The 12,991-nt window shown below is 72.3% G+C and carries 15 protein-coding genes; 11 read left to right on the forward strand and 4 right to left on the reverse strand.

What is annotated here, in order from left to right; genetic code table 11:
- Window positions 1-123: 123 nt before the first annotated feature.
- Window positions 124-1,578: a glycoside hydrolase 43 family protein gene (locus tag ACIHFD_RS22850; RefSeq protein ID WP_397368609.1), complete on the forward strand. Its 1,455-nt coding sequence runs from the start codon at window positions 124-126 to the stop codon at window positions 1,576-1,578.
- A 101-nt stretch (window positions 1,579-1,679) separates the two neighbouring features.
- Window positions 1,680-3,068: a hypothetical protein gene (locus tag ACIHFD_RS22855; RefSeq protein ID WP_397368610.1), complete on the forward strand. Its 1,389-nt coding sequence runs from the start codon at window positions 1,680-1,682 to the stop codon at window positions 3,066-3,068.
- Between the two features lie 49 nt (window positions 3,069-3,117).
- On the opposite strand, the gene ACIHFD_RS22860 is transcribed toward ACIHFD_RS22855, so the two are convergent.
- Window positions 3,118-4,443 (reverse strand): hypothetical protein, encoded by a 1,326-nt coding sequence (locus tag ACIHFD_RS22860; RefSeq protein WP_397368611.1) that lies wholly within the window; start codon window positions 4,441-4,443, stop codon window positions 3,118-3,120.
- A 103-nt stretch (window positions 4,444-4,546) separates the two neighbouring features.
- Window positions 4,547-5,563, reverse strand: a complete 1,017-nt coding sequence (locus tag ACIHFD_RS22865; RefSeq protein WP_397368612.1) for a CapA family protein — start codon at window positions 5,561-5,563, stop codon at window positions 4,547-4,549.
- 175 nt (window positions 5,564-5,738) lie between these two features.
- Here ACIHFD_RS22865 and ACIHFD_RS22870 point away from each other — a divergent pair, with 175 nt between their 5' ends.
- The 4 genes from ACIHFD_RS22870 to ACIHFD_RS22885 are packed head-to-tail and all read left to right on the forward strand — an operon-like array spanning window position 5,739 to window position 7,435.
- On the forward strand, window positions 5,739-6,164 hold the full coding sequence (locus ACIHFD_RS22870; protein ID WP_350723475.1) for an Hsp20/alpha crystallin family protein: 426 nt from the start codon (window positions 5,739-5,741) through the stop codon (window positions 6,162-6,164).
- A gap of 15 nt (window positions 6,165-6,179) precedes the next feature.
- Complete coding sequence (locus tag ACIHFD_RS22875) at window positions 6,180-6,764, forward strand: hypothetical protein (RefSeq protein ID WP_363978112.1); 585 nt, start codon at window positions 6,180-6,182, stop codon at window positions 6,762-6,764.
- A gap of 6 nt (window positions 6,765-6,770) precedes the next feature.
- Window positions 6,771-7,133 (forward strand): hypothetical protein, encoded by a 363-nt coding sequence (locus ACIHFD_RS22880; RefSeq protein WP_350723471.1) that lies wholly within the window; start codon window positions 6,771-6,773, stop codon window positions 7,131-7,133.
- 53 nt (window positions 7,134-7,186) lie between these two features.
- Window positions 7,187-7,435 carry a hypothetical protein gene (locus ACIHFD_RS22885; protein WP_397368613.1) on the forward strand — a complete coding sequence of 83 codons (249 nt, stop codon included), beginning with the start codon at window positions 7,187-7,189 and terminating at the stop codon, window positions 7,433-7,435.
- 4 nt (window positions 7,436-7,439) lie between these two features.
- Here ACIHFD_RS22885 and ACIHFD_RS22890 read toward each other — a convergent pair whose 3' ends face one another.
- Together ACIHFD_RS22890 and ACIHFD_RS22895 are read right to left on the reverse strand one after the other, a co-directional pair.
- Window positions 7,440-8,090 carry a response regulator gene (locus ACIHFD_RS22890; protein WP_397368614.1) on the reverse strand — a complete coding sequence of 217 codons (651 nt, stop codon included), beginning with the start codon at window positions 8,088-8,090 and terminating at the stop codon, window positions 7,440-7,442.
- Complete coding sequence (locus tag ACIHFD_RS22895; protein WP_397368615.1) at window positions 8,078-9,328, reverse strand: sensor histidine kinase; 1,251 nt, start codon at window positions 9,326-9,328, stop codon at window positions 8,078-8,080. Before ACIHFD_RS22895 ends, ACIHFD_RS22890 begins: the two co-directional genes overlap by 13 nt.
- A gap of 154 nt (window positions 9,329-9,482) precedes the next feature.
- Here ACIHFD_RS22895 and ACIHFD_RS22900 point away from each other — a divergent pair, with 154 nt between their 5' ends.
- The 5 genes from ACIHFD_RS22900 (at window position 9,483) to ACIHFD_RS22920 (ending at window position 12,990) form a co-directional block, all read left to right on the forward strand.
- Window positions 9,483-9,662 carry a hypothetical protein gene (locus ACIHFD_RS22900; RefSeq protein ID WP_363978124.1) on the forward strand — a complete coding sequence of 60 codons (180 nt, stop codon included), beginning with the start codon at window positions 9,483-9,485 and terminating at the stop codon, window positions 9,660-9,662.
- Window positions 9,663-9,754: 92 nt separating this feature from the next.
- Window positions 9,755-10,339 (forward strand): hypothetical protein, encoded by a 585-nt coding sequence (locus ACIHFD_RS22905; protein ID WP_397368616.1) that lies wholly within the window; start codon window positions 9,755-9,757, stop codon window positions 10,337-10,339.
- 23 nt (window positions 10,340-10,362) lie between these two features.
- Window positions 10,363-11,535: a sensor histidine kinase gene (locus ACIHFD_RS22910; protein WP_397368617.1), complete on the forward strand. Its 1,173-nt coding sequence runs from the start codon at window positions 10,363-10,365 to the stop codon at window positions 11,533-11,535.
- Complete coding sequence (locus tag ACIHFD_RS22915) at window positions 11,532-12,197, forward strand: response regulator transcription factor (RefSeq protein ID WP_363978133.1); 666 nt, start codon at window positions 11,532-11,534, stop codon at window positions 12,195-12,197. Before ACIHFD_RS22910 ends, ACIHFD_RS22915 begins: the two co-directional genes overlap by 4 nt.
- 55 nt (window positions 12,198-12,252) lie before the next feature.
- Entirely contained in the window at window positions 12,253-12,990 is a 738-nt protein-coding gene (locus ACIHFD_RS22920) for a GNAT family N-acetyltransferase (RefSeq protein ID WP_397368618.1), read from the forward strand.
- Window position 12,991: the final 1 nt, after the last annotated feature.

The raw sequence follows: 12,991 nt of genomic DNA on the forward strand, positions 1-12,991 counted from the left end.
GAATTTCAGGCATGACGGCCTGCTCCCGGCCCTCGGCGGGCACTCGGGCCATTTGACGCCAGGTACGTGCGGGTGCGACGTTTCCTGCAACCGATTGCAGCAGGTGCCGCCAAGGAGTGAGGGATGACGACCTACCGCAACCCCGTGCTGAACGCCGACTGGTCTGACCCTGACGTGATCCGCGTCGGCGCGGACTTCTACCTGACCGCCTCCACGTTCACCAAGGTCCCGGGCCTGCCGATCCTGCACTCGCGCGACCTGGTCAACTGGACGATCATCGGGCATGCCGTGACCAGCGGCTATGACGACGTGCGGCCGGGTTGCGGCGTGTGGGCGCCCTCGCTGCGCCATCACGACGGGCGGTTCTGGATCTTCTACGGCGACCCCGACGTGGGGATCCACGTGGTGAGCGCGGAGGACCCGCGGGGTCCGTGGACCGCGCCGCACGTGGTCAAGCCGGGCGCCGGGCTCATCGACCCGTGCCCGCTGTGGGACGACGACGGCCAGGCGTACCTGGTGCACGGCTGGGCCAAGAGCCGCGCCGGCGTCAACAACCGGCTCACCCTGCACCGCATGTCGCCGGACGCCCGCGAGGTGCTGGACGAGGGCACCCTGATCATTGACGCCGACCTGCTGCCCGGTTACCGGACGCTGGAGGGGCCCAAGCTCTACAAGCGCGACGGCACGTACTGGGTCTTCGCGCCGGCGGGCGGCGTGGAGCAGGGCTGGCAGTCGGTGTTCCGGGCGAGCTCGATCTTCGGCCCGTACGAGGACCGGATCGTGCTGGAGCAGGGCGGGACCGACGTGAACGGGCCGCACCAGGGCGGCTGGGTGGACACCCCGTCGGGCGAGCACTGGTTCATGCACTTCCAGGACCGCGGCGCCTACGGCCGGGTCGTCCACCTGCAGCCCATGGCCTGGGAGGACGGCTGGCCGGTCATGGGCGCGGACGGCGAGCCGGTGCCCGGCGGCCCCGTGCCCGTCCCCGGCGGCGCGCCGGCCGGGCCCGCCACCTCCGACGACTTCGCCGGGCCCGAGCTCGGCCTGCAGTGGAGCTGGCAGGCCAACCCCGACCCCTCCTGGTGGGAGCTGCGGGACGGCACCCTCCGCCTGGCCTGCGCGCCGGGGCCGGAGGACCTCAGGGAGCGCCCGTCCGTGCTCGGGCAGCGGCTGCCCGGCGACCCGTGCACGGTCACCACCGGCCTCACCCTGGACGGCGAGGGCAGGGCGGGGCTGGTCGTGCTCGGGTTCACCTACGCCTACGTCGGGCTGGAGCGCACGGCGGACGGGACCGCGCTGGTGTGCGGGGACATGGAAGGGGACATGGAAGGGGGCATGGAAGGGGGCATGGAGCCCCTGCCCGTCAAGGACGGCGCGCACGTCACCGTCGGCGCGCGGATCGGGGAGGACGCGCTCGTCACGTTCCTGGCCGACACCGGCGACGGGCTGCGCGAGGTCGGCGCTCCCTTCCAGGCCACGCAGAGCCGGTGGGTGGGGGCGGTGCTGGGCCTGTTCGCGGCGGGGGACGGCGCGGGCCGGGCGGTTTTCGACGCGTTCACCGTGGACGTCGAGAGGTAGCCTACGGGTACCCCTGAAGAGTAATCAGATGACTACGTCTGGTTACCATGGATGGTGCATATGCGCATCGAATGGTGCGTATCACTCCAGGGGGGCTGGAAATGACTGATGACACCCGGGCCGACAGAGCGGGGCTCGACACTGCGGAGGTGGACGGCGAGGAGGTGCTGCTGCACAGCCAGGACGACCCGGTGGCCGCCGCCGCCGTGGACGCGGCCGTCGAGAGCGAGCTGCTGGACGAGTCGTCCGTACAGGAGGCCGTCGAGGTCGAGTGGTCGGCGGCCAAGCGGGAGAGCGGGCGCCAGATCGCCGGGCTGTCGCCCCAGGCCCAGGACCGCGTACGGCGGCTGCAGAGCGAGCTCGGCACCATGGGCGCGGAGGTCTGGCCCGTCTCCAGGTGGTGGGGTTTCGAGATCCACCTCAACGAGAGCGCCGCGTTGCTGGCCGCCGAGATCCCGCAGCTCGTCGGCGAGACCGCGGCCACCGTGCTGGGCTCCTGGCTCGCCCCACACGTCGAGCGGCAGGTGCGCGCCAAGGCCGACTGGATCACCTCGGTCGCCCGGCCGTACGGCGTGAAGCTGGTCTCGCCGTGGGTCGCGCCCGCCATGATGGTGCCGGCCCGCGAGGACCGGCGCGACGGCGAGCGGCTGTACTGGACGGTTCACGAGCCCGGCGAGGGATGGACTCCTGACCAGACGTTCGTCGAGCACTTCAGCGTGTCGGCCCCGGCCCTCGCGGAGTTCCAGGACGGGCTGGTCCTCGTCCACCGCGGCGAGGCCGACGATCCCAGCCTGTGGTGGACGGTCTACGACGCCCAGGAAGGGTGGAGCGCGGACCGGAGACTGCCCGGGCACGTCAGCGACTCGGCCCCGGCGCTGGCGGCGTACGACGGGCGGCTCTACTGCGTGCACCGCGGCGACGGCGACGACAACCTGTGGTGGACGCGGTGGGACGGCTCCACCTGGAGCCCCGACGCCAAGCTCCCCGAGCACCCCAGCGCCTCCGCCCCCGCGCTGGCCACGTTCGACGGGCAGCTCTACTGCGTGCACGCCGGCACCGACTCCACCCTGTGGTGGACGCGGTGGGACGGCTCCTCGTGGAGCCCCTGCACCCAGCTGCCCCAGCACGCCTGCCGGTCCAACCCGGCGCTGGCCGTCTGGCGGGGCCACCTCTACTGCGTGCACACCGGCAAGGACTCCAGCCTGTGGTGGACGCGCTGGGACGGCTCCGCCTGGACGCCCGACCAGAAGCTGACCATGCACTCGGCCGCCGAGGGCCCCGCGCTGACCGTCTACAAGGACCGCCTCTACTGCGTCCACCGCGGCGCGAGCGACCAGCGCCTGTGGTGGACCGTCTTCGACGGCTCCTCGTGGAGCGCCGACGAGCGGCTGCCCGGCCATCACAGCGCCGAGGCCCCGGCCGCGATCGCCTACCGCGACCGGAACGCCACCCGCGACCAGCTCCTGGTCGTGCACCGCGGCACCCGCTAGACACGAAGAGGCGCCGGCCCGCGTGCGAGCCGGCGCCTCTTCGCCGCCGCTACCAGCCGGCGAGCTGCTCCAGGAACCAGTCGATCAGCACCTCGGACACGTTGCCGTGCTCGGTGTTGGCCGTGTCGCAGCAGAACGCGTCCAGGAATGTCTCGTCCTTCGGCAGCTCGGTGAGGTCCCTGTACAGGTCGGTCTGCCACTGGTACGGGTCCCTGGCCAGGGCGATGGCGCTGACCGCGGGCACGAAGCAGCTGTGGCGGAACCGATCCTGGACGGGCAGCCCGATCGCGTCGGCCACCCTGCCCCACGAGTCGAGCGTGCCGCCCGGCGCCCCGTCGAACGCGGCCACGTGCGAGGTGGCGCTCGTCCACGTCGGAGCCCCGAACTTGACCGTGCCGACGTTCTGCAGCTGGCCCATGTCCGGCTGGATCTTGGCCGTGAGCTGCAGCGGATCGTAGTGCAGGTCGAACACCGGCGTGCCCGGCGGCAGGTCGCGCCCCGTGCCGTCGCCGACCCCGTTGGCCAGGCCCAGCTTGTACGGGCGGATCGGGAACCAGCCGACCCGGCGCAGGTCGTCCAGGAAGTCCGTGCGCAGCGGGCTCGCGGTGGTCACGGGGCCCGAGTAGTCCTCGTTCTCGACCCAGGCCCACAGGAGCTGCTGCGCGGCCGGGCTGCGGATCAGCTCGGCCTGCCCGGGGCCGTTCGCGCTCGGCTCCAGCGATTCGTGCAGGTAGGCGAGCTGCTGGAGCACCAGCGGGATCCAGGCGCCGAGGTGCGGCGTGTCATAGGAGAAGTACTTGTCGGTCTGGTGGTCGGCACCCTCGGTCTCCATGCGCGCCAGCGCGTACCTGGTGACCATGCCGCCCATGCTGACGCCGCCGACGACCAGCGGGAGGTCGCCCTGCCGCTCCCGGATGGCCCGCTGGACGCAGGTGACCGCCACGGCGGCGTTGGCCTGGATGTACGTCTGACGCTGGTCGAAGCCCAGGAGGATGACGTCGATGCCCATGGTCCGGAGCTGGTCCAGGAACCCGGGGCTGCGCTCGCTGTTGAAGTGGGCCCACAACGCGTCCAGGTCGCTGGGCCCGTAACCGAAGCCGTCGGCGAAGATCAGCGGCCGGGTCAGCGCGGCGTGCCCGTCGGCCAGATAGATCGCGGCCCGCCCGGTGGCCGTGCGCCCCAGGTGCGGCTTGTCGCCCACCAGCTCCCAGACGCGGTCGGGCCTGGGCGCCTCGCTCACGCGGGGATGCGGGGTCGAGAACCAGACCCCCTGCTCGCCGAGCGCGTCCACGATCCGCTCGGACTGCTCCTCTGTCAGGCTGCTCCTGACCGACTGGGCTCTGCTCTCGACGTCGATTCTCGGTTCGTGCGCCATGTCGATCCTCTCGCTAGGTGCCGGACCCCAAAAGGGCCACTGACCACACCATATGGTCACTGTGGGTAATTGACCGCGTACCCGAAGTGGGTGGCGCGTCCGGTCAATCCACCTGCGGCCGGAGATCGACGGTGAGCGTGCCGGCCTCCGACCTGACCTCGGTGCCGAGGTCGGCGCAGGCGGCGGTGAAGCGGGCCCGGATCCAGCGGGTCTCCATGTCGTTCGCGATCCTGGTACGGCAGTAGTCCAGCGCGATGGGGACGGCGCGCAGCCGTACCGGGCCTCGCTCGTCCAGGGTGACCAGGAAGATCAGCCCGAGGTCGTTGCGGAGCTCGGGGTCCACGATGTAGTCGTCGATGAGGTCGCCCAGGTCGTACAGGACCGGTCCGGCCACCCCGTGGAAGACGTGCGCGGAATGCCCGGCCACCAGGGACGCGCCGGCCTTCACCAGGGCCCGGGCGGCGCGGCGGACGTGCGTGACGGGCTTGGAGGTCATGTTCGGGCCCCAGTGGACGCAGACCAGGACGAGGTCGGCGTCCAGGCTCCCGATCGTGCCCGTGAGCCGGTCCGGCACCCCGGATCCGAGGTCGGCGTACGCGACGCCGGGCCTGCGCTCGGTGGCCGCGAACTCGGGGGGATGGTCGGTGATACCCAGCACCGCCAGGCGGAGGTCCCCCACCTTCAGCTCGGCGGGCTCCCAGGCCCGGGCCAGGTCGGCGCCCGCGCCCACGGTGCGGATCCCGGCAGCCGCCAGGTGGTCGAGGGTGTCGAGGAGGGCCTCGTGGCCGTAGTCCAGGGCGTGGTTGTTGGCCAGCGTGACCGCGTGCACGCCCAGCTCCGCCAGCATCGCCGCGGCCTGGGGCGGGGCGCGGAAGTGGAACGCCTTGCGCAGCGGGTCCCAGCGCCGGCCGCGGGCCGAGACGCAGCATTCGAGGTTGAACAGGACCAGATCGGCCCGGGAGAGCACCGAGCGCACGCCGGTGTCGAAGAAGTCGGCCGGGTCGGCGGTCAGGCTCAGCCGCTCGGCCACGCCGCGGCCGAGCATGGTGTCGCCCGCGAGCGCCAGCGTGACCGATTCCCCGGCGCCCGGGCCCGGCATGGTCCCCGTTCCGTCGGTCATGTCCACCCAGCTTCCCCGTCCGATGGCTTCGACACGCCCTCTGACCTGCGACGGAACCGTTCATGACGGAAGATTGCGGGTACGGGATGAATTTGGAGGAGGGGGACGACGGTGTCCCTCACGTCACGGAGGTGAGAAAGCAGTGGCTTTGCCGATAAGGCGCAATCGCGGAGCGATGCAGGCGGGTGTTCCCTGGCAGAGGCGGTCCTGGGATCCCTTCACCGAGTTCGAGCAGCTGTGGGATCAGATGGGGCGGCTCTTCGAGCAGGGCGCGGAGAGCGACATGGCCGCCTGGCGGCCGGTGGCGGAGACCGAGGAGACCCCGGACGCCTACATCGTGCGGGCGGAGCTTCCCGGCCTGAAGCGGGACGACATCAACGTCGAGGTCAACGACAGCGAGCTGTGCGTGTCCGGGGAGATCAACGAGGAGGACAAGGGCCAGATGCTGCGCCGGCGCACCGGACGGTTCGTCTACCGGACGATCCTGCCGAGCGACGCCGACACCGAGCACATCGGCGGCGAGCTGACGGACGGCATCCTGATCCTGCGCGTTCCCAAGACCGAGAAGGGCCGCGCCCGCCGCATCGAGATCAAGGGCTGACACCGGGGGAGGCGCATGGCCGGCACGCAGGCGTTCTGGATCGGCGCCGCGCGAGGGCGCGACGGCGCGGAGCCGGGCAGCGCGCAGGAGCGCTACGGCGAGGAGCTGCGCAGATGGCGGCATGCCTTCGAAGCCGTGCACGGCGAGCCGGCCGCGGGCGGCGTCACTCTGGACCCGCTGCACTTCGCACTGGGCGCGTGGGAGGTGGCCACGCGCCCGGTGGCGGAGCACGCCTACGTGCGCCGCCACCCGCGGGTGCTGGACGCGACCTGTCACCGCCCGGAGGAGGTTCCGGGCCTGCTGGCGGTGGTCGAGCTGGCCGCCCCGCTCCCGTTCCCGCTGCCGCGGGGCTGGTCGAGCTGGCAGCGCCAGGAGCCCACCTACGTGCCGCCGCCGTACGAGCGGCCGACCGCGCTGAGCACGCTGGAGCTCCGGGTGCCGCTGCCGGTCGAGCGCCTGCCCACGCCCACCCACGCGCGGGCCGCGGGCCTGCCGAACCTCGACGACGCCCAGGCCTCGCTCGAAGCGCTCCTGGCCGAGCTGAACGCCGTGGTCAACCCGTTCCTGCACGAGCTGGAGGAAGCCGATCCGGTGAGGTGATCCAGGATGAACAGGCGCGACAACGATCCCGAGGACGAGTTCTTCGCTCCCGTGCTGCGCGAGCCGCCACCTCCCGAGGAGATCACCTCCTCCGGCGTGGTGAGCGACACCGGCGTGCCCGACGTGCACGGAGGCGGCCATGGCGAGTGGCCGCAGGCGCCGCCGCCGTCGAACTGGCTCGGCGTGCGCCTGCTGGCGGCCGCGCTCGGGCTGCTGGTGGGGGTGGTCCTGACCGTGCTGGCCCTGCTGGCCGCGCGGCCGCTGCTCGCCGTGCCGCCTGCCCTCGTGGCGCTGGGGGCCGCCGTGTATCTGGTGACGTTCAGCGTGCGGCGCTCGCACGCCGACGGCGGCCCTCCGACGTTCGGATGAGCGCCCTCTGGGTAAGCGCCCAGTTTGAGGTCAGTCGGGGCAGAGGAGCAGAGATGTCTCTCGTCGATCTTGAATGCGTCCGCCGGTTGCTGCAGTCGGAGGAACCCGACGCCACGTTGGTGTTCGTCCAGGGTGACTGCGTGGTCCTGCCGGCCGACGAGGTGGATGACGCGCACAAGGGCCTGGTCATCGCGCACCGCGACGAGCTCGCGGCCCGGCTGCCGGCGGGCGGGCTGAGCGAGGAGGCCCTGGAGGACCTGGCGACCAGGCTGGACAACATCGCCCGCGACCTGGGCGCCTAGCCCGCTATTTCCCGTTCTCCAGGTAGTGCAGGACGGCCGCCACGCGCCGGTCGGTCCGGTCGGTCGGCGCCAGGTCGAGCTTGGAGAAGATGCTGCGGATGTGCTTGTGCACGGCGCCGTCGGTGACGAACAGCCGCTCGGCGATGGCGGCGTTGCCCAGGCCCTCGGCCATCAGCGCCAGCACGTCTCGCTCGCGCGGGCTGAGCCGGTCGAGCCGGCTGTCGGGCCTGCTGCGGGCCAGCAGCTGCGCGACGACCTCCGGATCGATGGCCGTGCCCCCCTCCGCCACGCGGTGCAGCGCGCCCATGAACTCCTCGACCCGCCCGACCCGCTCTTTGAGCATGTAGCCCAGCCGGGCGCTGCCGTGGGCGAGCAGGTCGGTGGCGAACGCCTGCTCCACGTACGCCGACAGCACGAGCACGGCCAGCTCCGGTTGGCGCCGCCGGGCCTCGACGGCCGCGACGATGCCCTCGTCGGTGTGGGTCGGGGGCATCCGGACGTCCACGATGGCGGCGTCCGGCTGGTGGGCGTCGATCGCGGTCAGGAAGCCGTCCGGGTCGGGCGCGGTGGCCACGACGTCCAGCCCCTCCGCCCGCAGCAGCAGCGCGAGACCCTCGCGCAGGAGCGGGTCGTCCTCGGCGATCACAATCCGCATGGGAGGCTCACATTCATGGTGGTAGGTCCGCCTTCTGGGCTGGTCAGCGCGAAGGTCCCGTCGAGGGCCTCGGCACGGCGGCGGATCCCGGCCAGCCCCGACCCGCTCCGCTCGTCCGCTCCGCCGCGGCCGTCGTCGGTGATCCGGAGGTCCAGCCGGTCGTCGTGCCGCCGGATCGTGACGGTGGCGTGCCGCGCCTGGCTGTACTTGGCGATGTTGGTGAGCCCTTCGGCCACCACGAAGTAGGCCGTGGCCTCGACGGACGCGGCGCACCTGCCGGGCATGTCGACGTCGATCCGGCAGGGGACGGGGCAGGCGGCGGCCAGGCCTGTCAGCGCGTCGGCGAGGCTCCGGTCCGTCAGCACCGGGGGCAGGATGCTGCGGGAGACCGCGCGGAGCTCGGCCAGGGCCTGCTCGGCGGCGTCCTGCGCGCGTTCGAGCATGGCGTCGGCGGTGGCCGGGTCGCGGGCCAGCGCGCGGCGGGCCGCGCCGAGCATGACGTTGACGGCGACGAGCCGGTTCTGCGTGCCGTCGTGCAGCGATCTCTCGATCCGCCGCAGCTCGGCGGCGTGCGCGTCGAGCGCCTCCGCGCGGGTCGCGGTGAGCTGGGCGACCCGCAGCGCCAGGTCGGTGCTGGGATCGGCGGCCAGCAGCCGCCGCCCCGGCCACGCCTGCAGGCGCGCCATGCCGGGGACGAGGGCCAGGGTCAGCGCGATCCAGCCCACGCTCAGCGCGCCGACCGCGAGGGCGCCCGGGAGGTCGCGCACCACCCAGAGGTCCACACCCGCCCCGTCCGGCATCAGCCGCCACCACAGCGGGAACGTGAGGTCGCGTACCGCGCTGAGCGGCAGCGTCATGCCGACCGCCCCGAGCAGCAGCCCGAAGAACCCGTGGATCAGCACCCAGTACAGCTCGCGCCGGCTCGCCGGGTTCGTGATCGCCGCCCGCAACTCGGACGGGACCGGGTCGGGACTGATGACGACGTCAGGCCCCCAGCGGGACAGCCGCCCCCGCTCCCGGTCGGCGACGACGCGCAGCACGTGCAGAGCGGTGGGCACGAAGAGCAGGCCCACGCCGACGAGGCAGGCCAGCGCGGTGATGACCACGACGAACACGGCCAGGATCGCCAGGATCGCGGTGCCGACGCCGCCGACGAGGTGTTCGAGGGCGTCGAGGGTGGCGCGGGTCCGGGCCACCATGTCCCGCCGGCGTAAGGGCCCCGCGTCGGGAGTCGGCATCCTCAGACCCTAGGGCATCTCCCAGGACGAAGAGGTGATGGCGGACGAACAGTACAGCCTGCTGTACCTCGGGCTGTCTCACTGGCGGGATCGCCCGTGGCGACGGCGATCCGTAGCGTCTTGGGGTGTCACCCGATCTTGTGAGGAGCACGCCATGAACCCCGTCCGTATCCCCCGCCCCGTGCTGTGGCTGCTGCTGGCGATCTTCGCGGTCGGCAACATGGTCACCTCCACCTCCGATCTCAACATGTTCGTCGGCATCGGGTTTGGCCTGGCCACGATGGCCTGCGCGGCCGCGCTGATCCAGCAGCACTACGCGCAGCGGCGCGGCTGAGCGACGGATTCGTCCTCACTCCTGAGAGGGAGCCGCGGAATCGCCCTCACCGGCGATGCCCGAGGACCCCCGCGAGGCCGAGGATCGTCCCCATGAACTCCCGTATCCCCTTCATCGCCGCGCCCCTGCTCGTGCTCGCCTACGGCGTGATCCGGATCCTCGACGGCCTCGACGGCAGCCGGGGTCCCGGCATCGCGTGGACCACCGGCCACCTCGCCTTCATGGCGGCACTCGTCCTGTTCGTCCCGGTCTTCTGGCAGATGCGGCGGATGGCCGGGGGGAACGCGCTGGCCACCGCGAGCGCGACGGCCGGGACCGTCGGCGTCGTGGCGCTGCTCGCACAGTTCGGCATCGACATCGTGGTCGGGTTCATGTCAGCCGACAACGAGGCGATGGGCGTGCTGTTCGACCGGGTCCAGAGTGTCCCCGGCGTCTCGGCCGTCGTCTACGACGTCGTCCCGCTCCTGTTCTTCGCCGGCCAGCTCGCCCTCGTCGTGCAGCTCGCGGCGCTGCGCCGGGTCAGGGTGTGGACGCCCCTCCTGGTCATGGTCGACCTCATCCTGCCGTTCATCGAGAAGGACCTCATCCCGCTCGGCGCCCTCTGCCTGCTGGTCTCGTTCGTCCCCGTCGCTCGCCAGGTCCCCGCCACGCCCAGGCCCGCCGCCGCGCTCGCATGACGTACGAGGCAAGATGGGATGTCGTGTCCGATCTACGGTTCTTTGCGGCGATTCGCCGGTGGTCGAGCTCGCTGCCGCCGATCTGGGTGGACGCGGCGCTCGCGCTGCTGGTGCTGGTCGCGCAGCTGTGGCCGCTGTTCACCCGCGAGAACCCGTACGGCGGGCCCTGGCACTGGTGGGGCTACGCGGTCGTGGTCACCGCCGCGGTGCCGCTGATCTGGCGGCGCCGCGCGCCGGTGACCGTCCTGGCCGCCAGCCTCATCGCGACCGGCCTCTACGACGTCGTCGACGAGGTGGCCGCGCAGCCCATCTGGTACGGCTCGCTCATGGCGCTCTACACCGTGGCCGCCTACTCCGCCAGGTGGCCCCGCCTGATCATGCTGGCTTTCACGATCGCCGGCGGCCTGCTCATCGTCGGCTCCTCCGAGACCGCGATGCGCGGCGTCGTGCTCTTCACCGCCGCCTACGCCATCGGCCGGGCCGCCGCAGCCTCCCGGGCCCACGCCGCCGCGCTTGAGGAACGCGCCGTCCAGCTGGCCCGCGAGCGCCAGGCCGAGGCCGAGCGGGCCGCCGAACGCGAGCGGGCCAGGATCGCCCGCGACATGCACGACATCCTGGCCCACGCGGTCAGCCTCATGGTCGTCCAGGCCGAAGCCGGACCGGTGGTGGTCAGGAGCGACCCCGCCAGGGCGGAGGCCGTCTTCGACGCGATCGCCGCCGCGGGGCGCGACGCCATGGTCCAGCTCCGCCGCATGCTGAGCGTGCTCAAGGAGGAAGAGGGCCCGCGGGCGCCGCAGCCGACGATCGCCGCGCTCACCACCCTGGCCGAACAGGTCAGGGCCACCGGTCTCGACGTGACATACTCCAGCTCCGGCGAGCCGGGGCCGCTGACTCCCGACACGGAGATCGCCGCCTACCGGATCACCCAGGAAGCCCTCACCAACATCGTCAAGCACGCGGGCGCGGCCCGTGCCGACATCAGACTCACCTGGCAGGACGACACCCTCATGATCGACATCGCCGACGACGGTCGCGGCTCGGGAAGCTCGCTCCCCTCGGGCGGCAACGGCCTGATCGGCATCCGCGAGCGGGCCGCGGCCTGCGGCGGCACCGCCGACTTCGGCCGGCGCCCCGACGGGCCGGGCTTCCGGGTCCTCGTACGGCTCCCGCTGGCCGGCCGGGCGGTGGCGGCATGAGCGTGCGCGTGGTGGTCGCGGACGACCAGGAGCTGGTACGCGCCGGATTCAGCATGATCCTCGACGCCCAGCCGGACATCGAGGTCGTCGCCGAGGCGGGAGACGGCGAGCAGGCCGTCGCCGCCGTCCGTGAGCACAGTCCCGACCTGCTGCTGCTCGACATCCGCATGCCGGTCATGGACGGCATCGAGGCGGCCAGGATCGTGTGCGCGGACAGCGGCTGCCGCGTCCTCATGCTGACCACGTTCGACCTGGACGACTACGTCTACGACGCGCTGCGCGCGGGGGCGAGCGGGTTCCTGCTGAAGGACGTCCGCCGCGACGACCTCATCCACGCCGTACGGGTGGTGGCGGCCGGCGAGTCGCTGCTCGCGCCGTCGGTCACCACGAAGCTGATCGCCGAGTTCACCGCCAGAGCGGCCGCCCGTCCGGCCGTGCCGCCGACGGAGCGGCTGGCCGTGCTCACGGCACGCGAGCAGGAGACGCTGCGCATGATCGCCCGCGGCCTGTCCAACGCGGAGATCGCGCAGGCCATGGTCGTCAGCGAGCACACCGTGAAGACCCACGTCAGCAACGTCCTGACCAAGCTGGGGCTGCGGGACCGGGTGCAGGCGGTGATCGCCGCCTACGAGAGCGGCCTGATCGTCCCCGGGGGCGGGTGATCAGGCGGCACTGGCGATAGCGTATGCGTCGGATCCTTCGGGAAGGAGAACGCTTTTGCTGGGCACTCACGTGCATGCCTACCTCAGGTCGATGGCGGGGGACCGGGCGGTCCGGTGCGGGCCGTTCACGATCAAGTTCGACGAGCACGACGACGCGCTCCCGTTCAACTACGCCGTTCCCGACGACGACGCCGCGCCCACGGCCGACGAGGTCGCCGAGCTGGTCGAGGCGTTCCGCGCGCGGGCCAGGACGCCCCGCCTGGAATACGTGCCGCAGGTGTCCCCGAAGGTGGAGGACGCCCTTCTCGCGGCCGGGTTCGCCCAGGAGGGGCGTTATCCGCTGCTGGTGTGCCCGCCGGACGAGGTGGTGGAGCGGCCGGTGGACGTACGGGTCGCGCTCGTGACCGAGGATGCCGACCTCTTGCGGGTCGCGCGGGTGATGAACGAGGCGTTCGACGCGCCGGAGCCCACCGAGCACGACATCGCGCGGTTCCGGCGGGTCCTCGACGGCGGCGGCCTGATCGCCGCCGCCTTCGACGCCGGGGAGGCCGTCGGCGCCGGGCAGCTCGGCCGCCCGCACCAGGGGGTCGCCGAGGTCGCGGGCATCGCGGTGCTGCCCTCGCACCGGCGGCGCGGCATCGCGGGAGCGGTCACGGCGCTGCTGACCCGCGAGGGAGCGGGCGCCGGGGTCACGACCCCGTTCCTCACCCCGGCCGACGACGGCGCCGCGCGGGTCTACGCCCGCGTCGGCTACCGCAAGGTCGGCGAGGCCCTGTACATCTCCCTCCGCTGAC

The organism is Nonomuraea sp. NPDC051941, assembly GCF_044593615.1.

What these genes read in the sequence shown, in the direction of transcription:
- ACIHFD_RS22900 (WP_363978124.1), top strand. Translation starts at nt 9,483, where the DNA reads ATGAACCCCGTCCGTATCCCCCGCCCCGTGCTGTGGCTGCTGCTGGCG.
- ACIHFD_RS22865 (WP_397368612.1), bottom strand. Translation starts at nt 5,563, where the DNA reads ATGACCGACGGAACGGGGACCATGCCGGGCCCGGGCGCCGGGGAATCG.
- ACIHFD_RS22855 (WP_397368610.1), top strand. Translation starts at nt 1,680, where the DNA reads ATGACTGATGACACCCGGGCCGACAGAGCGGGGCTCGACACTGCGGAG.
- ACIHFD_RS22895 (WP_397368615.1), bottom strand. Translation starts at nt 9,328, where the DNA reads ATGCCGACTCCCGACGCGGGGCCCTTACGCCGGCGGGACATGGTGGCC.
- ACIHFD_RS22875 (WP_363978112.1), top strand. Translation starts at nt 6,180, where the DNA reads ATGGCCGGCACGCAGGCGTTCTGGATCGGCGCCGCGCGAGGGCGCGAC.
- ACIHFD_RS22915 (WP_363978133.1), top strand. Translation starts at nt 11,532, where the DNA reads ATGAGCGTGCGCGTGGTGGTCGCGGACGACCAGGAGCTGGTACGCGCC.
- ACIHFD_RS22890 (WP_397368614.1), bottom strand. Translation starts at nt 8,090, where the DNA reads ATGCGGATTGTGATCGCCGAGGACGACCCGCTCCTGCGCGAGGGTCTC.
- ACIHFD_RS22880 (WP_350723471.1), top strand. Translation starts at nt 6,771, where the DNA reads ATGAACAGGCGCGACAACGATCCCGAGGACGAGTTCTTCGCTCCCGTG.
- ACIHFD_RS22885 (WP_397368613.1), top strand. Translation starts at nt 7,187, where the DNA reads ATGTCTCTCGTCGATCTTGAATGCGTCCGCCGGTTGCTGCAGTCGGAG.
- ACIHFD_RS22905 (WP_397368616.1), top strand. Translation starts at nt 9,755, where the DNA reads ATGAACTCCCGTATCCCCTTCATCGCCGCGCCCCTGCTCGTGCTCGCC.
- ACIHFD_RS22870 (WP_350723475.1), top strand. Translation starts at nt 5,739, where the DNA reads ATGCAGGCGGGTGTTCCCTGGCAGAGGCGGTCCTGGGATCCCTTCACC.
- ACIHFD_RS22850 (WP_397368609.1), top strand. Translation starts at nt 124, where the DNA reads ATGACGACCTACCGCAACCCCGTGCTGAACGCCGACTGGTCTGACCCT.
- ACIHFD_RS22860 (WP_397368611.1), bottom strand. Translation starts at nt 4,443, where the DNA reads ATGGCGCACGAACCGAGAATCGACGTCGAGAGCAGAGCCCAGTCGGTC.